The organism is Paenibacillus melissococcoides (assembly GCA_944800085.1).
GTDB lineage: Bacteria > Bacillota > Bacilli > Paenibacillales > Paenibacillaceae > Paenibacillus_B > Paenibacillus_B melissococcoides.
On the sequence record CALYLO010000001.1, the window covers coordinates 599,301 to 618,444 of the forward strand.

Here is a 19,144-nt window from a genome sequence, read left to right on the forward strand (position 1 = left end):
AAGAACCTCGATAATTTTGCAAGGAGGCAATCAGTATGGCATATCCGACAACACGGCTCCGCCGCCTGCGGGGGACGGCGGCCATTCGCAATATGGTGAGAGAGACGGTGCTTACCCCTCATGATCTCATCATGCCCGTATTTGTAACCTGCGGCACCGGAATCAAGGAAGAGATTGCATCGATGCCGGGGGTATATCATTTCTCGCTCGATCTGCTCGATGCCGAGATCGATGAGATCGCGGCGCTGGGCATTCCGGCGATCGTGCTCTTCGGCGTGCCGGAGACGAAGGATGCGGCAGGCACCTCCGCGTTTGAAGAGGATGGAATCGTGCAGCGGGCGACGCGCCAGATCAAAGCCCGCCATCCGGAGCTGCTCGTAATCGCGGATACATGCCTGTGCCAATATACGGACCATGGCCATTGCGGCATGATTCATGTGCATGAGGCCAACGGCGTGAAGACCGGAATCGTGGACAATGACGAGTCGCTCGCTTATCTGGTGCGCACGGCGGTCTCCCAAGCCGCGGCGGGCGCCGACATTATCGCGCCTTCCAATATGATGGACGGCTTCGTGCACGCCATCCGGGCCGGCTTGGACGAGGCGGGCTTCGAATCGGTTCCGATCATGTCCTATTCGGTCAAGTACGCCTCCGCCTTCTATGGCCCGTTCCGGGATGCGGCTCATTCCGCGCCGCAGTTCGGCGACCGCAAGACGTACCAGATGGATCCGGCCAATGCGCGCGAAGCGCTGCGTGAAGCGGAAGCGGATGTCGCCGAAGGGGCGGACATGCTGATGGTGAAGCCGGCCATGGCCTATATGGATATTATCCGCACGCTGAAGGAACAATTCGATCTGCCGGTCGTCGCGTATAACGTCAGCGGAGAATATTCCATGGTCAAGGCGGCTGCCCGCATGGGCTGGATCGATGAGAAAGCCGTGACGATGGAGCTGCTCGTCGGCCTGAAAAGAGCGGGAGCGGATACGATCATTACTTACCATGCGAAGGACGCGGCCCGCTGGCTGAAGGAAGCGGAGTAAGGCGACGGATTCTTCCGGCATGAAAATAACCCCCGGATGGCCGCCGAGGCGGACCGTCCGGGGGTATGACTTATCGGGTAGAGCGTCAGTTCATATACGGGCTCTGGAACAGCTTGGACACGTCAATCGTGTATTGCGACTGGCCCAGCGACAAGATGCGCTGCTGTTCCAAATCACGGATCACCTGTTCCAGCACGGTGCGGTGCACGCCGGCCAGTCCAGCCATCGCGTCCGGATCGAACGCGTGGGGAATGTGGATTTTGTCGCCCTGGCGCTTGCCTTCATGCTGGGCGATGCGGACAATGTTCTTGACGACTCGGCTCGGCGCGTCAAGGAAGGTCAGCTCCGAGACATGGCCGTTCGTGGAGCGCAGACGGCTGCAGAGCTGGATCATAATCTGCTTGGCGATGTCGTAGTGCGCACGCATCATCAGATGGAAGCTCTCGGAATTGACGGTGAGCAGTACGGTATCTTCCAGCGTCTCGGCCGTCGCGGAGCGCGGCTTCCCGTCGATGAGGGCCAGCTCGCCGAAGCTGTCTCCCGCCTGGAAGACGGCGAGCGTCTTCTGCAGGCCTTGCCGGCTGGAAGTATAGATTTTGACCGTTCCCCGCATGACGATACAGAATGTATCGCCCGGCTCGCCTTGCTGGAAGAGCGTCGTATGCGGGTGATATTCGCGGCGAGAGGTGATGGAAGCGACGATATCGAGCTGTTCATCGCTGAGATCAGTGAATAATGGAACCCTTTTCAGTAACTCTATCATGTCTACTCCCTCTTTTGTCCGTAAGCATTTTGTACTAGTGTATCACATATCTGAGGAATAAATATAGGAGGAGCGATACCCATGACGGAAAAATTATCTACGCGCCGCGATGCCCGTTCCCGCGCCGCATTTGAGGAAGCCAAGCAGTACATACCTGGCGGCGTGAACAGCCCGGTCCGGGCCTTCAAATCGGTCGGCCTGACTCCGGTCTACGTGGAGCGCGGCAGCGGCTCCCGCATTTTTGATATCGACGGCAACGAATTTATCGATTATGTCTGCTCCTGGGGACCGCTTATCGTCGGGCATGCCCATCCGCAGGTCGTGCAGGCGGTTCAGGAGACGGCGGCCAAGGGGACGAGCTTCGGCGCTCCGACCGAGCTGGAGACGATGATGGCCAAGACGGTGGTGGAGCGGGTGCCTTCCGTCGATATCGTGCGTATGGTCAATTCCGGCACGGAAGCGACGATGAGCGCGCTTCGCCTCGCCCGCGGCATTACGAAGCGAAGCAAAATATTAAAGTTCGAAGGCTCCTATCACGGACATGCGGACAGCCTGCTCATTAAGGCGGGCTCCGGCGTGGCGACGTTGGGCCTCCCCGACAGTCCGGGCGTGCCGGAAGGCGTGGCCAGCAATACGATTACGGTGCCGTACAACGACCTGGAAGGCGTCAAGCTTGCCTTCGAACGCTTCGGCGAGGAGCTGGCGTGCGTCATTGTCGAGCCGGTCGCCGGGAATATGGGCGTCGTGCCGCCGCAGCCGGGCTTCCTGGAAGGGCTTCGCTCGTTGACGGAGCAATACGGCAGCCTGCTTATCTTCGATGAAGTCATGACCGGCTTCCGCGTGGGCTATCACTGCGCGCAAGGCCGCTTCGGCGTTACGCCGGATCTGACGTGCTTCGGCAAGGTCATCGGCGGAGGCTTGCCGGTCGGCGCTTACGGCGGCAAGCGGGAATATATGGAGCAGGTGGCGCCGAGCGGACCGATTTATCAGGCGGGCACGCTGAGCGGCAACCCGCTGGCGATGGCGGCCGGCTATACGACGCTGTCGCTGCTGACGCCGGAAGTGTACGAGGAGCTCGAGCGCAAGGCGGCCAAGCTCGAGGAAGGCTTCCTGCGGAACGCCCGCGATACCGGCATCGCCTGCACGATTAACCGGGTCGGTTCGATGGTCTGCCCTTTCTTCACCGATCAGCCGGTCACCAATTTCGATTCCGCGCGCACCTCCGATCTGGAGCGTTTCCGCCGCTATTTTGCCGAGCTGCTTAATCGGGGCGTCAGCATCGCGCCATCCCAGTTCGAAGGCATGTTCGTCTCGACGGCGCATACCGATCAGGATCTGGATGCGACGATCGAGGCCCATTATGAAGCATTAAAACGTCTGTAGGAGCATATCCGGCCCCGGGTGTCAGCCGAAGTTGACACGGCGGCCGGTTTTTTATGAACCGGAAGCGCAGCGTCACTCGCGGCTGTCGGTACAGTCTAACGTCAAGCGGGGCGGGAAGTTCGTGGAACCGGATTAAAAGGAGGTCTTTGATGATGGCGATCGGATGGAGGCGGCGGGGCGAATGGGCGGAGTTCATGCCGGAGCGGCGCATACTGGCGTCGGAGGATGACTTGCGCGCATGGCTGCTGGAGACGCTTCGCATGCCGCCGAACATGCTGCGGCAGATGCTGGCGGAGGATAAAATCCGCACAGCCGGAGATCGGCTGCGGCTGCATCTGTTCCCGGAGGAAGCGATGACGACAGAGCCGGCGGATGAGCCCGCCGAGGTTCTCTATGAAGACGATGCCGTGCTGGTCGCTTACAAGCCGGCCGGAATGGCTGTGCATGCCACGACAACAGAGCAGGAGAGAAGGCGGAACAGTCTGGCGCATGCGGTTGCCTGCCATTACGCATGGACGGGCCAATCGCTGCGCGTCCGCCATATTCACCGCCTGGATACGGATACGACAGGTCCGGTGCTGATCGCGAAGCATGCGCTGCCGCATGCGGTATTGGATGCCGACATGCGCAGCAAGGCGATTCGCCGCAGCTATGCGGCGATCGTCCACGGGTGCCCGCGCACGCGCGCCGGGACGATCGATGCGCCGATCGGCAAGGATCGGCACCATCCGTCGCGCCGCCGCGTGAGCCCGACCGGCTCCCCTGCCATAACCCATTACGCCGTCGAGCAGGCCGGCCGGGAGCTGGCCCTGGTCAAGCTCCGGCTGGAGACCGGGAGGACGCATCAGATTCGGGCCCATATGAGACATATCGGCCACCCGCTGGCTGGAGACACGCTGTACGGCGGAGACGGCCGGCTGTTCGGGCGCCAGGCGCTTCACGGGGAAGCGCTGACCTTCCGCCATCCGCTGTCGGGCGAATGGCTGGAGATTCAGGCGCCGTGGCCCGAGGACATGGCGCGCCTGCGCCAAAAAATATAGTCATGCTCCTCCTTTTCCGTCCATATACATGAAGTAGTGAACCGAGTCTGATGTCGCGCCGGCCAAGAAGACATGCATCCGGGTCAGGGGAAGATTCGCGATCACGGCGGAGATCAGAAGTACTGCGGGAGGAGGAGCAGTCCGTGTATGAGGAAGCATATGGCTTAAGATTTGATATTTATGAACGGGTTCATTTATCCGACGATAGTGTCGGTATCGTCCAATTGGAAGAGGTTGAATTGACGCCCCACATTCAGGTGATCCCGGCCGGAGATCAAGTGACGGTGCGGGGCAGCCTGCTGCTGGCGGGCGTCTATGAGGGAGACGACGAAGGCCGGGTCAGCCAGTCGCTGGAGCATTGGATTCCGGTGGAGATTACGCTGCCGCTCAACCGGATTCGGAGCTTGGAGGATATTTCCGTCGACATTGAGCACTTCGATGTCGATCTGTTGTCTGCCCGTTCTCTTAACATTACGGGCATCTTGTCGCTCAAGGGCATCGCGATGGAGCCGGCGGAACCGTCAAGCTGGGAGCCGGAGCAATTCACGGTCGTCCATCAGACGGAGGAGGAGCGCGGAGAGGATGAACCGGAGTGGCTTCGGGATTACGGAGAAGAAGCGGCGCCGAGCCCGGAGGCGCTGGATGCCGTGGCCCGCATCCGTTCGTTGGCCGACGGCGCCGAGCAGCGCGAAGAAGAAGGGCAAGCTGTCCCCGAACCGGCAGCCGAGCCTGTGCGCGAGAAGACGTATTCCGATTATATTGATCAGATAGAAGAATCGAAGAAGGCTCCGGAGACAGCGGCAACGGAAGCGGAAGAGGCCGAACCGGAGCAGGACCCGGGCCGGACCGAGCTCACCTGGGATCATGCGCCATGGGCCTTTCCAAGCGTAACGGATTTGCCGCCTGCGGCGCCGAAGGCCGTGGCCGAAGCGGAGGCATCCGTGGAGGCATTCGGCACGGACAGAGGCCAGCAGGGCGAGCCGGAGCATCGTGGGCTCGACGAAGAGGAGGCCGCTGAACCGGAAGCGGAGGAGAAGCCGGCCGAAGCGCCTGCGGGCCGGACCGGCGAGGAGCCGGCGACGTGGAATCTGCCGCAGCCGCAGACGGCGGCAGCATCAGCGCCCGTGCCAGAGCCCGAGCCGGAGGCGAAGCCTGCGTCCGCGCCGAAGCTCGAGCCGGAGGCGAAGCCTGCGTCCGCGCCGAAGCCCGAGCCGGAGGCGAAGCCTGCGTCCGCGCCGAAGCTCGAGCCGAAGGCGAAGCCTGCGTCCGCGCCGAAGCCCGAGCCGGAGGCGAAGCCTGCGTCCGCGCCGGTGCCTGAGCCGGAGGCGAAGCCTGCGTCCGCGCCGGAGCCTGCGCTCGAGGCGCCGCCGGAGCCCCGGGCGGAAGAGAAGCCGGCCGAAGCGCCTGCATCGGTGGCATCCGCGGCACCCGCCGCCTCCGCACCCGCCGCCGAAGCCTCTAGCGCCGAAGCCTCCGTTGCAGAGGCGGACGTATCCGAAGAGCAGACGGCGGCGGAGGCCAATCCGCGCGAGGAACCGGAGGCCGAGCCGGCTGGGGATGCCGCCGCAGCCGCCAGCGCTGCGGACACCAAGCCGGAGATGAAGATCGCGATCAACAGCTCCAAGCCGGCAGACGCGCCGGCCGCGAGCGGAGTCGGCTTCAGCTCCCTGCTGCAATCAAGCCGGCAGACGAAGGAGCGGGAGCAGCGGGAAGCCGAGATGAAGCAGGCCGAGGAGGAAGCGGCGCTGGAAGCGGCCAAGGTGACGACCGGTGACGATGTGAAGTGGCAGTCCCTGTTCCTGCAGCGAGTGAACGATGAACACAGCTTCAAAAAGGTCCGCATGTGCATCGTCCAGCGCGAAGAGACGCTGGACACGATAGCGGATCGCTATCAGATGAATACGAATGAAATCGTGCTGTATAACCGCCTGCCCGACCAGAACGTGACGGAAGGCCAGGTGCTCTATATTCCGGTCACCTCTTGAACCGGGACACAATAGACCCGTCCGGCAAATCTCGCGGACGGGTCTTGTATGTGGTATGCGCATGCTGGGAAGGCCTGCCGCGAACTCAGTATACATCGAGCAGAAACCCGAGATACACGAGGAACAGCGCGAACAGCAAAAACACATCGAGTCCGGTTGGAAGAAGCAGCGTCCGGACAAACTGCAGGCAGATGAGCGGAAAGATGACTCCTTTTACCGAATAGCGAATACGCCACCACCAACGTTCCATGTGAGGACCACCTCCTATAGTACATGTTATGAAAGTGGAAAATCGGGATATGACTAATACGAAGAACGATTTGAACCCGTCTATTGACTGATGTGGAGAGCGAAGGTAAAATATATCGTAAACATGTGGTTGTCAGCGCTTGTCGCTGAAGCCGCGGAGCAAAGACGTCGAACAGGAAGAGTAAGCGTCAAGGCCCCTTACAGAGAGCAGAGCGATGAGGTGTAACGCCTGCAGGAGCGTCCCGCTGAAGTCACCTGGGAGTTGCCCGTTTGAACGCGTCACGGTAGTGTATGAGCCCGGTGCTCGACATGTGCCGCCGCGCGCTAGAAGGGGACGGCCGCAACCGTTACATGCAGTGGAGTGCCGCCGCGTTCATGCGCATCATGAGACGCTTGGCGGAATTAAAGGTGGTACCACGGAAGTTGAACCTTTCGTCCTTTGCGGCGGAAGGTTTTTTTATTTGTCATAACGGAGGGAATGCTTATGCCAGAAAGTCAGGAACAGTTGTCCATGCCGACCACATATGATCCGAAGGCGGCGGAACAGAAATGGTACGCCTATTGGCAGGAAGGCGAATATTTCAAAGCCGGACGCCGGCCGGATGCCGAACCTTACACAATTGTGATCCCGCCGCCGAACGTAACCGGGATGCTGCATATCGGGCATGCGCTCGATTTTACGCTGCAGGACATTATTATCCGATCCAAGCGGATGCAGGGCTATGATGCCCTTTGGCTGCCCGGTTCCGACCATGCCGGCATCGCGACGCAGACCAAGGTGGAGCAGAAGCTGCGGGAAGAAGGGCTCTCCCGCTACGATCTGGGCCGCGAGAAATTCCTGGAGCGCGTCTGGGAGTGGAAAGGCGCCTATGCGGAGACGATTCGCGAGCAGTGGGCGAAGATGGGCTTCTCGCTCGACTATTCCCGCGAGCGCTTCACGCTTGATGAAGGGCTGTCCCGCGCGGTTCGGGAAGTATTCGTGAAGCTGTACGAGAAAGGGCTCATTTACCGCGGCAAGTACATTATTAACTGGGATCCGGCAGCCCGCACGGCGCTGTCCGATATCGAGGTCGAATATAAGGAAGTGCAGGGCCACCTCTATCATTTGAAGTATCCGCTCAAGGACGGCAGCGGTTCGATTACGGTCGCGACGACCCGTCCGGAGACGATGCTGGGTGACACCGCGGTAGCCGTTCATCCGGAGGACGAGCGCTACAAGCATATGATCGGCAAGATGCTGGTGCTGCCGATTGTCGGCCGGGAGATTCCGATTATCGCCGACGACTACGTCGACAAGGAATTCGGCAGCGGCGCCGTGAAGATTACGCCGGCGCACGACCCGAACGACTTCGAGATGGGGCTGCGCCACGACCTGCCGCAGATTAATGTCATGGATGAGAGCGGCACGATGAATGAGGCGGCCGGCTCCTATCAAGGACTGGATCGCGGGGAGTGCCGCAAGCGGATTGTCAAGGATCTAGAAGGGCAAGGCGTGCTCATCAAGATCGAGGACCATGTCCATCAAGTCGGGCACAGCGAGCGGACGGGCGCGGTCGTCGAGCCGTACTTGTCGACGCAGTGGTTCGTCAAGATGAAGCCGCTGGCCGAGGCCGCTATCGAGGCGCAGAAGAACGGCCAAGGTGTCCGCTTCGTACCGGAGCGCTTCGAGAAGACGTATCTGCAGTGGATCGAAAATGTGCGCGACTGGTGCATTTCCCGCCAGCTCTGGTGGGGGCACCGCATTCCGGCTTGGTACTGCGAGGACTGCGGACATATGACCGTCGCGCGTGAAGATGCCGCTTCCTGCTCCTCCTGCGGCAGCGCGAAGCTGAGACAGGACGAGGATGTGCTGGACACCTGGTTCAGTTCGGCCTTGTGGCCGTTCTCTACGCTCGGCTGGCCGGAGCAGACGGACGATCTGAAGCGTTATTATCCGACGAGCGTGCTGGTGACGGGCTATGACATTATTTATTTCTGGGTGGCCCGCATGATCTTCACCGCGCTTGAATTCACGGGCGAGATTCCGTTCAAGGATGTGCTCATGCACGGCTTGGTGCGGGATGCCGACGGCCGCAAAATGTCGAAGTCGCTCGGCAACGGCGTCGATCCGCTTCAAGTTATCGAGAAATACGGCGCGGATGCGATGCGCTTCATGATCTCGACGAGCAGCACGCCGGGCCAGGATTTGCGCTTCCGTTGGGAACGGGTGGAGCAGGCGCGCAATTTCGCGAACAAGATCTGGAACGCGTCCCGCTTCGCCTTGATGAACCTGGAAGGCTTCACTTATGAAGACATTGATCTGTCCGGCAAGCTCGGCACCGCGGATCGCTGGATTCTCCACCGCCTGAACGAGACGGCACGCGACATTACGCGTCTGATGGACGCCTATGAATTCGGGGAGACCGGCCGCGTCCTGTACAACTTCATCTGGGACGATCTGTGCGACTGGTATATCGAATTCGCCAAGCTCAGCCTGTATAACGGCGATGCGGCGGCCAAGAAGACGACGCAATCGGTGCTTGCCTACGTCCTCGATCGGACGCTGCGCATGATTCATCCGTTCATGCCGTTCATCTCCGAGGAGATATGGCAGCATCTCCCGCATGAGGGCGAGACGATTACGCTGGCGGCCTGGCCGGAATATGACGCCGCCTTCGAAGCGCCGGATGCCGAGCGCGAGATGTCGCTCCTTATGGATATGATCCGGGCGGTGCGGAATATTCGGGCGGAAGTGAATGTGCCGATGAGCAAAAAAATCGAGCTTCTCGTCAAGCCGGCGAATGCGGAATATGAACGGAACATTAACGACAATCTCGAGTACGTGGAACGCTTCTGTGGCACGTCCAAGCTCTCCGTCGACCTGAATGCGGCCGCCCCGGGCAAGGCGATGACGGCCGTCGTGACGGGAGCCGAGCTGTACCTGCCGCTCGCGGGCCTCATCGACATCGAGCAAGAGATCGCGCGGCTGGAGAAAGAGGCCGAGCATCTGAACAAGGAAGTGGAGCGCGTCGAGAAAAAGCTGTCCAACGAGGGCTTTATGGCGAAGGCGCCGGAGAAGGTCGTGGCGGAAGAGCGCGCGAAGCTGCAGGATTACAGCGGCAAGCGCGACAAGGTGATGGCGCGCATTGCGGAATTGAGAGAAGTGTAATCGAGATTGCCATTGAACGGCCGAACCGCTGGGGATCCGTCTCCATGACGGTTCGGCCGTCGATGAGTTCATAGGTAAGGATGAATTGCTTATGTCGGACAACCAACGAACGAACCTGTCTGCTGCCACGGACTCCTTCGCGACGGCGGAAGCTGCCATTGACTGGATTAATTCTTTGATTCCTTTTGGCATCCGTCCCGGGTTGGAGCGGGTCGAGCTCATGATGGAGAAGCTCGGCCATCCGCATCGCCGCCTGAAGTTCATCCATGTGGCCGGAACGAACGGCAAAGGCTCCACCTGCGCGCTGCTGACCAGCGTGCTGATGGCCAACGGCTACGATGTCGGCACCTTCACTTCGCCGTACATTGAGAAATTTACGAACCGCTTCAAATACAATAATGAAGATATTCCGGAGGAGACGCTGCTCCGCCTGGCCAATGAATTGAAGCCGCTGGTGGACGAGATCGCGGCGACGCCGCTCGGCTCGCCGACGATGTTCGAGGTCTCGACGGTGCTGGCCATTTGCTACTATGCAAAGGTGGCTTTCCCTGACGTTGTCGTCCTCGAGACCGGATTGGGCGGGCGGCTGGACGTTACCAATATCGTGACGCCCATCGTCTCGGTGATTACGAATATCGGGCATGATCATATGGATATTTTGGGCGACACGATCGAGCAGGTGGCGGCGGAGAAGGCCGGCATTATCAAGTCCGGCGTCCCGATTGTCAGCACGGTGGAGCAGCCGGAGGCGATTGAGGTCATCCGCCGCACGGCCGCGGAGCGGCGCTCCACGCTGTACTTGATGGGCGAACAGTTCCGCTTCGAGGCGCTCCATTCCATGGAGAACGAGCAGACCTTCCATTTCTATGGGCCGTTCCGGGAACTGGAGAACTTGACGATTACGCTGAATGGGGCGCATCAGATGAAGAATGCCGCCGCGGCGCTGATGGCGCTCGAGGTGCTGAGACAGTATATGGCCTTCCGGGTGGATGACGAGGAGCTTCGGACAGGTCTCCGGAGCGCGGCCTGGCCGGGAAGACTGGAGATGGTAAGCGAAGAGCCCCGCATCCTGCTGGACGGAGCTCATAATCCGGAAGGGGCGGAGACGCTCGCTCAGGCGCTGCGCGACACGTACCGTTACAAACGGCTGCACGTGATGATGGGGATGCTGTCCACCAAGAATCATCATGATGTGCTGCGTCATATACTTCCTTTAGCGGATACTCTCATTTTTACGGAACCTGATTTCCGCAAGAAGATGAGTGCGGAGAACTTGAGTCATATTGCAGAAGAATTGCTGGCAACAGCCTCGCGCCGCCCACAGATTGCAGTAGAGCCGAACTGGCGCGAGTCCCTAGAACGGCTCAAGGCGATGACCGAACCAGGCGATCTGGCGGTGGTCACCGGCACATTATATCTGATTGCGGACGTTCGCTCGTACGTCTTGCATCGGACCGAATCGGAAAAAGGTTGGTGAGTTCGTGTGAGGACGACGGAACATATTCATTTTATCGGTATCGGGGGCTATGGAATGAGCGCCATCGCCCGCGTCATGCTGCAAATGGGATACGCCGTCTCCGGGTCCGACGTTGCCGCATCCGAGGCGACGGCGAAGCTGCAGGCGCAAGGAGCGGCGGTACATATCGGGCATGATGCCGAATATGTCGCAGATGCCGACATTGCCGTATACTCTACGGCTTGTCCTGCCGATAATGTGGAGCGCATCGCGGCGGAGCGGCGGGGGATTCCCGTCCTGCATCGTTCACAGATGCTGGCGAAGCTGCTGAATGCGAAGAAGGGCGTGGCGGTCGCCGGGGCGCACGGCAAGACGACGACCTCGTCGATGATTGCGTTCGTGCTGGAGCGCTGCGGGGCCGATCCGACATATATTATCGGAGGAGAGGTGACGAACCTGGGCACCAACGCCCGGGCGGGCAGCGGCCAATTCGTCGTCGCCGAGGCCGATGAGAGCGATGGCTCGTTTCTCGCTTACCAGCCTTTTATTCCGGTTGTTACGAATATTGAAGCGGATCATTTGGAGAACTATGATGGAGATTTCGAGCGGCTCAAGGCGGCGTATGTCCAGTTCCTGTCCCAGCGCAATCCGGATGGGATCGCCGTGCTGTGCGCCGATGATCCGATCCTGCGCGGCATGGCGGCACGGCTTGGGCAAGGGGTCGTCACCTACGGCATCGACGAGGCTGCCGACTATTCGGCGGACGAGATCTACGCCGCGGGTCAGGGCATGACGTTCCGGATGCGCCATCGCGGCGAGACGCTGGGCAGCGTCCGTCTGTCCATACCGGGACGGCACAATGTGCTGAACGCGATGGCTGCGCTGATCGTCGCGATGCAGGCGGGAATCGCCTTCGAGAGAGCTGCCAGCGCGATTACCGAATTTATCGGCGCGAAGCGCCGCTTCCAAGTTGTCGGGGAAGAGGGCGGCATTCTGGTCGTCGATGATTATGCTCATCATCCGACAGAGATTGAAGCGACCCTGGCGGCGGCCAAGGCGACCGGACGCCGGCTCGTGGCTGTATTTCAGCCGCAGCGGTATTCGCGGACCTATTTCCTGTTCGAGCAGTTCAGCCGCGCCTTCAGGGAGGCGGATGAATTGATTGTGACCGATATTTATTCGCCGGCGGGAGAGAAGCCGATTGAAGGCGTTACGGCCGCCGCGCTCGTGAACCGGATTCGGGAGAACAGCAACGGGCAGGCGCAATATATCGCCAGCAAGGACGACGCGCTGGAGCGGCTGAAGGCGCTCGTCCAGCCGGGGGATCTGGTGCTGACGATGGGCGCGGGCGATATCTGGAAGACCGCATACGCATTGACTGCGGCTGTAAAAGAGCGGATGTAGCTGAAACGACAGAAGGAGACCATTCCGGCGGAACGGTCTCCTTTTTTCTTGTGGCGTGCCCAGCGAAGCACGCATCATCTAGCCGGTGAAAGTCCGGTCACGGGAGGAGCCAAGTCCCCGTGTAGCTAGGATACCTGCGTACGGAGAAATCTGTACGTAGAAGCGCATCGACGAAAGTACCTGTCGGAGACAGGGCGAGCAACAGGCCAGGCCGTAACATGAAGTGAATCCTGCCGCGTCGTCAAAAAGGCCTCGCAAGAGGGAAAAGAGGAAGCCGAGTCCCGCGCATATGGACGAAGGCCAAGGAAGCTGGTTAGAACTTGGAGCGGCAGCGAAGAATCCTCCGGCGTATGGGGAGCGGCATGGTCTGAAAGAGGATGCAGTGAACTGGGGAGACCCTCCCCTGCACGAAAAAAAATTTTTTTTTCGTAGCGAGATGCTCTATAAGCCTGAGAGCGAAGTGAGTCATCTGCAGGAAGGGAGTCCGAGGGGCTCATACTACCAGGGAACGCAGGACAGCACAACCTGCGGGAGGGAAGGGGCCCTGCTTTGTTCAAGCTTTTGGAGGAGGTACGAGTGAGTGAATGCCAAGCGGCTAACGACACCGAAAGAAAAAGTTCAACAACTCCGAGAAAAGCTAGGTCATGCTGCCAAGACGAGCAAGAGTAGAAGATTCCATGCGTTGTACGACAAGGTATGCCGGTGCGGCATGTCTCATTCGAGGAACAGGTCAAATGGCTCAATCCGAAAATCCAAGGGTGGAAGAATTACTACACAACACCATTTAGCACGAAATGGATGACTAAGTTAGACTGGTATATCCGGCAACGTCTGACGAAATGGTATGCAAAGAAACGCCAGCGTAAATGCTGGCGTGGTTCCGGATACGAAGTGAAGATGCTGTGTCAAATGCATGGATTAAAGACACTATTGTGAGTTGCATGCACATGAATGACGAACATCGGAAAGCCGTATGAGGGAAAACCTCACGTACGGTTTGATGAGGAGGGGCTGAATATCTCAGCCCTTTACTCTAGAGGATAACCAAATGAGCGGTTCGTCTGGCGGCGTCTGCCAGAGCTCTGTCTTCAGCCAGGGCCTAGTCCCTGTCCAATTCGATGTCACGCACCCTGCGGTACGCGATGACGACGATGATATTCCGGCCCCGGCGGCGGATGCGCAGACGGAAGGTCGTCACTCCCGCCGAGACAATGACTCCTTCAATATCAAGGCCGCTGACCAGCTCGATATCGACTCTCCGGCCAATATTTCGGCGCACGAAGCGGCGTACCTGGCGAGGCGTCAACACATTGTTTATTTTCATGCTTCCCCCCTCCTTTCGCTGTGCTACGTTATCTTATGATTTGCCCGGAGGCGGGACCTCGGCGAATCTAGCATGCGATATGCCTTTTTTCATTTTCATAGACAGAGCAGGTTCTAATGCCTTGCAATCTATCATAGATTTCATAGTAAAGAAGAGGACAAGGTGAGGTGGAGCATGATGAATCGTTCGCACAGCAAAATGACATTCCGGTTCGGCGATTCCGGAACGGCATCCGGCCGGGAGCAGCACGAGCGGGACAGCCGGGAGCAGGGGAACTTTGAGCAGACGGTCAATGCGATAGATAAGATTGCCGAAGAATCAGGGGCGCTGCCGGACGGTCCGGGAGCGGAAGAAGCAGCGGATATGCACGGGCGGGCGCCTCTGGCAGGGGAAGGTGACCCCGGAAGCCCCGCCGGCGGAGACGAGGACGAAATACGCCGAATCGAGACCTTCATCCGGGAATCGGACAAGGAGTCCTCCCAGCGTTATCCGCTTCCGGTCTCTATCGCCGATCCGGCGGGCGAATCGATGAGCGAGCAAGGGGAGTGGACGTGGAACGGGGTGCATACTCGTACCCGCAAGCCGTCCCTGTGGAAGGTGCTCGCTTCCGTGACCGGGGCATTGGCGACGGGGGCGGTGTTCGGCTTTATCGCCCTCTCCCTGTTCAAGGGGGAAGTGAAGCTGCCGGATCCGACGGCGGGGCTGCCGGATCTGTCCGCGCAAGCGGGGCAGACGCCTGACGGCGGGAAGAAGGCTCAGACCGCCTCGGACAAGCCGCCGGCGGACCAGGCCGCCATTCCGGCCGCGGCGCAGCCGGCAGCCGGCAATGAGGACAAATCGGAAGCGGCTTGGCAAGCGGCCGGCGTCTACGTTACCGACGTGAACATTCCGGAGAAGACGTTCTATATGCTTCAATATGGAGTTTTCGACAAGCCGGAAGGAGCCAAGACGGCGATAGGCGAGCTGCGTGATAAGGGAATGGCGGCGATGGAGGAGCAGGAAGGGCAGCATCGCGTCTACGCCGCTATCGCTTCCGCGCGCGAGGAGGCGATGAGCTTGAGCCAACTGCTCAAGAACCGCCAGATCGACTTGTATGTGCGGGAGATGAGCCGGCCGGCCTTGACGAAGCTCGCCTTCCAGGGGAATGCCGCCGATGTGGAGCGGTTCATCGCAGACAGCGACAAGGTCATCGGCTGGCTTATGGAGCAATCGGTTGCTCATCTGGAGGGAACCGAATCCGCGGCCTTCGCGGCGGAAGACACTGAGCGGCTGCGGGAGCAGCATCTGCAGTGGACCCAGCACATGAGCAAGGTGCAGAAGGGCCAGCCGAAGCAGTCCGCCGATGCCTGGACGAAGCTGGTGCAGGCGATGAACACGGCGATTAGCGCCGTCAATGAGTATAACAAGCAGCCGTCCACCTCGCATCTGTGGAGCATTCAGCAAGCGGTGATGCAGTATTTATCTGCGGAACGCTCCTGGCTGGATACAATGAAGGCGTAGCCTCGAGGCGTACAGCAAAGCAAAAAGCCGGCATCAGCCGGCTTCTTCTCTGTACAGGCGCGATCTCTAAAGATCAGTTGGCGGGAGGAGCCGTAATTTCTTCGATGCGCGACAGCACGTCCTGCGTCAGCGCGATGCCGGAAGCCATGACATTTTCCTTCACTTGCTCCGGCCGGCTGGCTCCGACGAGGGCGCTGGATACATTGCTCTGGCGCAGTATCCAGGCGATGGCCAACTGCCCGACCGTTATATTCAGCTCCCCGGCCAGCTCTGCGAGCCGCCGGACCTGATCGATCCGTTCCGGCGTAATTCCTTTGCGCATCCCTTCGAGCTTGGAGGCGCGGCTGTCTTCCGGGAATGCCGAGGCGGAGCTGTACTTTCCGGTCAGCAAGCCTTGGGCCAACGGCGAGTAGACGACTTGTCCAATTCCGTTCCGCTCGCCGAATGGAATGATTTCTTTCTCGATATGACGGTCGAACAGATTGTATACGGGCTGGTTGACGACGATCCGGTCCAGCAAATAGCGATCGGCGATCGCCAACGCTTCCGCCATCTGAGCCGCCGTCCACATGCTGACCCCGACGTATAAAATTTTGCCTTGGCGGAGGAGATCGTCCAGGGCGCGCAGCGTTTCTTCCATCGGCGTCTGATCGTCGAAGCGGTGGCAGTAATACAAATCGATATAATCATGCCCGAGCCGCTTCAAGCTTGCGTGGCATTGCTCCGTAACGTGCTTGCGGGACAGCCCGCGATCATTAGGGCCGTCGCCCATGGCGCCGAATACTTTCGTAGCCAGCACATAGGATTCGCGGGGATAGGCTTTTAGCGTCTCGCCGACGACCTTCTCCGCCTCGCCGCGCTCGTATACATTGGCGGTGTCGAAAAAGTTCACGCCCAGCTCATAGGCGGACTCTATCGCCTGCACGGCGTTTTGACGTTCCACGTATCCTCCGTAGGTCAGCCAACTTCCGAGACTGATCTCGCTTACTTTCAGCCCGCTTGCTCCCAATCTGCGATATTGCATGCTTCCAACCTCCTAGACTCCGTTATGATGATGATTGCTGAGATAGACCTCATTCTATTGTAAAAGAAGTCATCGGCGTTTGGGAAGCGGAGTTATGCGAACGATTGGCGTTTATCTCAACATTTTCCTCCGTAACTTTGGGGCGCTCCGCACGTCTAACCTAAGGATACACCATGCCTCTGCGCCGCCCTGGCGCGCTTCTGGAACATTTCCACAAACTCCCGGCATTTTTTGCGCCAAATGGAACAGGAAAGCGTTTGTTTCAAAGTCAACTTCCGCGTATAATAAAAATGGTGTCAAAAAATGGCGAGGAGCGGATGAACATGGCAATGCAGACACAACAACAACTTGAATTGATTTTGGCTTCATCCTCCCCTCGCAGGCAGGAATTGATTCGCGCTCTGGGCCTTCCTTATTCGGTCCAGCCCAGCGATGCTGACGAGACGGTGCCTCCCGGATGGCCGCCTGATCGCATCGTCGAACAATTGGCCTTGCGCAAGGCCGATGCGGTGGCCCTCGGGCGGCGCAGCGAAGGGAAGGACGGCATCGTCGTCGGTTCGGATACGATCGTCGTGCTTGACGGCGCGGTGCTCGGCAAGCCGGAGAACGAGGCGGATGCGGAGCGGGCGCTTACGGCGCTTCAGGGACGATCGCATGAAGTATATACCGGCGTCGCCCTCGTCCAGGTATCCGACGGGCGGACAGCCGTGAGCCATCGGGCCACGGTCGTACATATGAAGCCCTGCAGCACGGAGCGGATCCGCCGTTATATCGCGACGGGAGAGCCGATGGACAAAGCCGGCTCCTACGGCATACAAGGCGTCGGAGCCACGTTAGTCGAGCGAATCGAAGGTTGTTATTTCAATGTAGTAGGTCTTCCGTTATCGCTCCTGACCGATATGCTTGAGCCATTCGGAATCAGAGTGCCTTAGAACGCCGGGAGTCCGGCAGGCAAGAAGCTTGGGATAGGAATGCCGCAATCCACTATTCAGGAGGTTGTGCGACATGGAACATCACCCGCTTCTTCGCGATCTGCCCCATGGCGAGCGCCCGAGAGAGCGCATGCTGCAGTACGGGGCGGAAGCGTTAAGCCATGCGGAATTATTGGCGATTTTGCTGCGGACAGGGACGAAGGACGAATCGGCCGTCGTCCTGGCGCAGCGCATTTTGAACCGGGCAGGCCATTTGCGTTACTTGCCCGATCTGTCGGTGACCGAGCTGACGCAGACCCGCGGAGTCGGCCTCGTGAAGGCGATTCAGCTCAAGGCCGGCTTGGAGCTGGGCAGGCGCATGGCGCGATCGCGCAGCAATGACGCGATTACGATCCGGCGGCCGCAGGATGCGGCGGAATGGCTGATGGAATCGATGCGTTACTATCAGCAGGAGCATTTTGTTTGTCTTTTCTTGAATACGAAAAACCGGATTATTGCTCAACAAACGATTACGATTGGCATATTAGACGCCTCTCTCGTTCATCCGCGCGAAGTGTATCGCGCCGCCTTGAAATACGGGGCGGCCTCCATCATTTGCGCGCATAATCATCCGAGCGGCGATCCGACGCCGAGCCCGGAAGACGCGTCCATCACCAGACGGCTCGTCGAGGCGGGCCAGATTGTCGGCATCGATCTGCTGGACCACTTGGTCATCGGAGATAATCAATATGTGAGTTTGAAGGAACGCGGACTCATGTAATATAATGATTGAGATTAAGGCTATAAAAAGGAGATTGACAACATGCTAGGTGGCTTTACAAAAGACTTGGGAATTGACTTGGGAACAGCCAATACATTGGTATATATTCGTGGCAAAGGAATCGTTGTACGCGAGCCGTCCGTCGTCGCTATCCGTACGGATACGAAGACGATCGAGGCGGTCGGTGAAGCCGCCAAGAAGATGATCGGCCGGACGCCGGGCAATATTCGGGCTATCCGTCCGATGAAGGACGGCGTTATCGCCGACTTCGACACGACCTCCACGATGATTAAATATTTCATCCGGCAAGCGCAGAAGCAGCGTTCGCTCTTCCCGCGCCATCCGAATGTGATGGTCTGCGTGCCGTCGGGCATTACGGCCGTCGAGCAGCGCGCGGTGGAAGACGCGACGAAGCAAGCGGGGGCCAGAGACGCCTACACGATCGAGGAGCCGTTCGCGGCGGCGATCGGGGCCGATCTGCCGGTATGGGAGCCGACGGGTAGCATGGTTGTCGATATCGGCGGCGGTACGACGGAAGTCGCCGTCATCTCGCTTGGCGGGATTGTTACCTGCCGCTCCGTCCGGGTTGCGGGCGATGAGATGGATGAATCGATCATTCAATACATCAAGCGCCAATATAATATGATGATTGGGGAGCGCACGGCGGAGCAGCTGAAAATGGATTTGGGCTCCGCGATGGAATTGGACGAGGTGGAGACGATGGAGATTCGGGGGCGCGATCTGCTGACCGGGTTGCCTAAGACGCTGTCCATCTCTTCGAATGAGATTACCGACGCGCTGCTGGATACGATCAACTCGATCGTGGAAGCGGTCAAGGTGACGCTGGAGAAATGTCCGCCGGAGCTGGCAGCCGATATTATGGATCGGGGCATTGTCCTCACGGGCGGCGGAGCGCTGCTTCGCAACCTCGACAAGCTGCTGGCGCGCGAGACCGGGATGCCGGTCATCGTGGCAGAGAACCCGCTGGATTGCGTCGCTATCGGTACCGGGCGCGCGCTCGACAATATTCACTTGTTCAAGGGACGCGGAAGCTCCGGCCTTCGCTCCACGCGATAACCAAGCTATCGGCCCCGCGCTGGTCCGTTCCCTCGGCGCGGGCTCTATTTCGAGGAGGA

The 19,144-nt window shown here is 59.4% G+C and carries 16 protein-coding genes and 1 other annotated feature; of the genes, 12 read left to right on the forward strand and 4 right to left on the reverse strand.

Annotation, left to right across the window (positions count from 1 at the left end):
* The first annotated feature begins 35 nt into the window (after window positions 1–35).
* A complete protein-coding gene (gene hemB, locus OCY70_RS02795) occupies window positions 36–1,040 on the forward strand; it encodes a porphobilinogen synthase (RefSeq protein ID WP_213427113.1) in 1,005 nt (334 codons plus the stop codon).
* Window positions 1,041–1,125: 85 nt separating this feature from the next.
* Here the strand turns inward: hemB and OCY70_RS02800 are convergent, their stop codons facing one another.
* Complete coding sequence (locus OCY70_RS02800) at window positions 1,126–1,803, reverse strand: Crp/Fnr family transcriptional regulator (protein ID WP_213427112.1); 678 nt, start codon at window positions 1,801–1,803, stop codon at window positions 1,126–1,128.
* A gap of 81 nt (window positions 1,804–1,884) precedes the next feature.
* On the opposite strand from OCY70_RS02800, the gene hemL reads away from it, so the two are divergent.
* The 3 genes from hemL (at window position 1,885) to OCY70_RS02815 (ending at window position 6,211) form a co-directional block, all read left to right on the forward strand.
* Window positions 1,885–3,186: a glutamate-1-semialdehyde 2,1-aminomutase gene (hemL, locus tag OCY70_RS02805; protein WP_213427111.1), complete on the forward strand. Its 1,302-nt coding sequence runs from the start codon at window positions 1,885–1,887 to the stop codon at window positions 3,184–3,186.
* Window positions 3,187–3,338: 152 nt separating this feature from the next.
* Window positions 3,339–4,226 carry an RluA family pseudouridine synthase gene (locus tag OCY70_RS02810; RefSeq protein ID WP_213427138.1) on the forward strand — a complete coding sequence of 296 codons (888 nt, stop codon included), beginning with the start codon at window positions 3,339–3,341 and terminating at the stop codon, window positions 4,224–4,226.
* 143 nt (window positions 4,227–4,369) lie between these two features.
* Window positions 4,370–6,211, forward strand: coding sequence for a LysM peptidoglycan-binding domain-containing protein (locus OCY70_RS02815; protein WP_213427110.1), 1,842 nt, complete (start codon window positions 4,370–4,372; stop codon window positions 6,209–6,211).
* Between the two features lie 85 nt (window positions 6,212–6,296).
* Here OCY70_RS02815 and OCY70_RS02820 read toward each other — a convergent pair whose 3' ends face one another.
* Window positions 6,297–6,461, reverse strand: coding sequence for a hypothetical protein (locus tag OCY70_RS02820; protein ID WP_168182067.1), 165 nt, complete (start codon window positions 6,459–6,461; stop codon window positions 6,297–6,299).
* Window positions 6,462–6,619: 158 nt separating this feature from the next.
* Window positions 6,620–6,903: a binding site (T-box leader), on the forward strand.
* A gap of 35 nt (window positions 6,904–6,938) precedes the next feature.
* Here OCY70_RS02820 and OCY70_RS02825 point away from each other — a divergent pair.
* The 4 genes from OCY70_RS02825 (at window position 6,939) to OCY70_RS02840 (ending at window position 13,404) form a co-directional block, all read left to right on the forward strand.
* Entirely contained in the window at window positions 6,939–9,608 is a 2,670-nt protein-coding gene (locus tag OCY70_RS02825; protein WP_283776720.1) for a valine--tRNA ligase, read from the forward strand.
* A gap of 91 nt (window positions 9,609–9,699) precedes the next feature.
* Window positions 9,700–11,085, forward strand: a complete 1,386-nt coding sequence (locus OCY70_RS02830; RefSeq protein WP_213427108.1) for a bifunctional folylpolyglutamate synthase/dihydrofolate synthase — start codon at window positions 9,700–9,702, stop codon at window positions 11,083–11,085.
* A gap of 6 nt (window positions 11,086–11,091) precedes the next feature.
* On the forward strand, window positions 11,092–12,468 hold the full coding sequence (murC, locus tag OCY70_RS02835) for a UDP-N-acetylmuramate--L-alanine ligase (RefSeq protein WP_213427107.1): 1,377 nt from the start codon (window positions 11,092–11,094) through the stop codon (window positions 12,466–12,468).
* Window positions 12,469–13,164: 696 nt separating this feature from the next.
* Window positions 13,165–13,404, forward strand: coding sequence for a group II intron maturase-specific domain-containing protein (locus OCY70_RS02840; RefSeq protein ID WP_249724704.1), 240 nt, complete (start codon window positions 13,165–13,167; stop codon window positions 13,402–13,404).
* 163 nt (window positions 13,405–13,567) lie between these two features.
* On the opposite strand, the gene OCY70_RS02845 is transcribed toward OCY70_RS02840, so the two are convergent.
* Window positions 13,568–13,792 (reverse strand): acetyl-CoA acetyltransferase, encoded by a 225-nt coding sequence (locus tag OCY70_RS02845; protein WP_213427105.1) that lies wholly within the window; start codon window positions 13,790–13,792, stop codon window positions 13,568–13,570.
* 174 nt (window positions 13,793–13,966) lie between these two features.
* Here OCY70_RS02845 and OCY70_RS02850 point away from each other — a divergent pair, with 174 nt between their 5' ends.
* Window positions 13,967–15,292 (forward strand): SPOR domain-containing protein, encoded by a 1,326-nt coding sequence (locus OCY70_RS02850; protein WP_249724702.1) that lies wholly within the window; start codon window positions 13,967–13,969, stop codon window positions 15,290–15,292.
* Window positions 15,293–15,365: 73 nt separating this feature from the next.
* On the opposite strand, the gene OCY70_RS02855 is transcribed toward OCY70_RS02850, so the two are convergent.
* Window positions 15,366–16,316, reverse strand: a complete 951-nt coding sequence (locus tag OCY70_RS02855) for an aldo/keto reductase family protein (RefSeq protein ID WP_213427104.1) — start codon at window positions 16,314–16,316, stop codon at window positions 15,366–15,368.
* Between the two features lie 329 nt (window positions 16,317–16,645).
* Between OCY70_RS02855 and OCY70_RS02860 the strand changes: the two genes are divergently transcribed.
* The 3 genes from OCY70_RS02860 to OCY70_RS02870 all read left to right on the forward strand — a co-directional run bounded on the left by OCY70_RS02860 (window position 16,646) and on the right by OCY70_RS02870 (window position 19,085).
* Window positions 16,646–17,248 (forward strand): Maf family protein, encoded by a 603-nt coding sequence (locus OCY70_RS02860; protein ID WP_261944646.1) that lies wholly within the window; start codon window positions 16,646–16,648, stop codon window positions 17,246–17,248.
* Window positions 17,249–17,321: 73 nt separating this feature from the next.
* Complete coding sequence (gene radC, locus OCY70_RS02865; RefSeq protein ID WP_213427103.1) at window positions 17,322–18,008, forward strand: RadC family protein; 687 nt, start codon at window positions 17,322–17,324, stop codon at window positions 18,006–18,008.
* 42 nt (window positions 18,009–18,050) lie between these two features.
* The gene (locus OCY70_RS02870; RefSeq protein WP_213427102.1) at window positions 18,051–19,085 is read left to right on the forward strand and encodes a rod shape-determining protein; all 1,035 of its coding nucleotides are present in this window, start codon (window positions 18,051–18,053) and stop codon (window positions 19,083–19,085) included.
* The last annotated feature ends 59 nt before the right edge of the window (window positions 19,086–19,144 follow it).

Coding starts and splice junctions, on each gene's coding strand:
- hemB (WP_213427113.1), top strand. CDS start 36: ATGGCATATCCGACAACACGGCTCCGCCGCCTGCGGGGGACGGCGGCC.
- OCY70_RS02800 (WP_213427112.1), bottom strand. CDS start 1,803: ATGATAGAGTTACTGAAAAGGGTTCCATTATTCACTGATCTCAGCGAT.
- hemL (WP_213427111.1), top strand. CDS start 1,885: ATGACGGAAAAATTATCTACGCGCCGCGATGCCCGTTCCCGCGCCGCA.
- OCY70_RS02810 (WP_213427138.1), top strand. CDS start 3,339: ATGGCGATCGGATGGAGGCGGCGGGGCGAATGGGCGGAGTTCATGCCG.
- OCY70_RS02820 (WP_168182067.1), bottom strand. CDS start 6,461: ATGGAACGTTGGTGGTGGCGTATTCGCTATTCGGTAAAAGGAGTCATC.
- OCY70_RS02825 (WP_283776720.1), top strand. CDS start 6,939: ATGCTTATGCCAGAAAGTCAGGAACAGTTGTCCATGCCGACCACATAT.
- OCY70_RS02830 (WP_213427108.1), top strand. CDS start 9,700: ATGTCGGACAACCAACGAACGAACCTGTCTGCTGCCACGGACTCCTTC.
- OCY70_RS02840 (WP_249724704.1), top strand. CDS start 13,165: ATGCCGGTGCGGCATGTCTCATTCGAGGAACAGGTCAAATGGCTCAAT.
- OCY70_RS02845 (WP_213427105.1), bottom strand. CDS start 13,792: ATGAAAATAAACAATGTGTTGACGCCTCGCCAGGTACGCCGCTTCGTG.
- OCY70_RS02850 (WP_249724702.1), top strand. CDS start 13,967: ATGATGAATCGTTCGCACAGCAAAATGACATTCCGGTTCGGCGATTCC.
- OCY70_RS02855 (WP_213427104.1), bottom strand. CDS start 16,316: ATGCAATATCGCAGATTGGGAGCAAGCGGGCTGAAAGTAAGCGAGATC.
- OCY70_RS02860 (WP_261944646.1), top strand. CDS start 16,646: ATGCAGACACAACAACAACTTGAATTGATTTTGGCTTCATCCTCCCCT.
- radC (WP_213427103.1), top strand. CDS start 17,322: ATGGAACATCACCCGCTTCTTCGCGATCTGCCCCATGGCGAGCGCCCG.
- OCY70_RS02870 (WP_213427102.1), top strand. CDS start 18,051: ATGCTAGGTGGCTTTACAAAAGACTTGGGAATTGACTTGGGAACAGCC.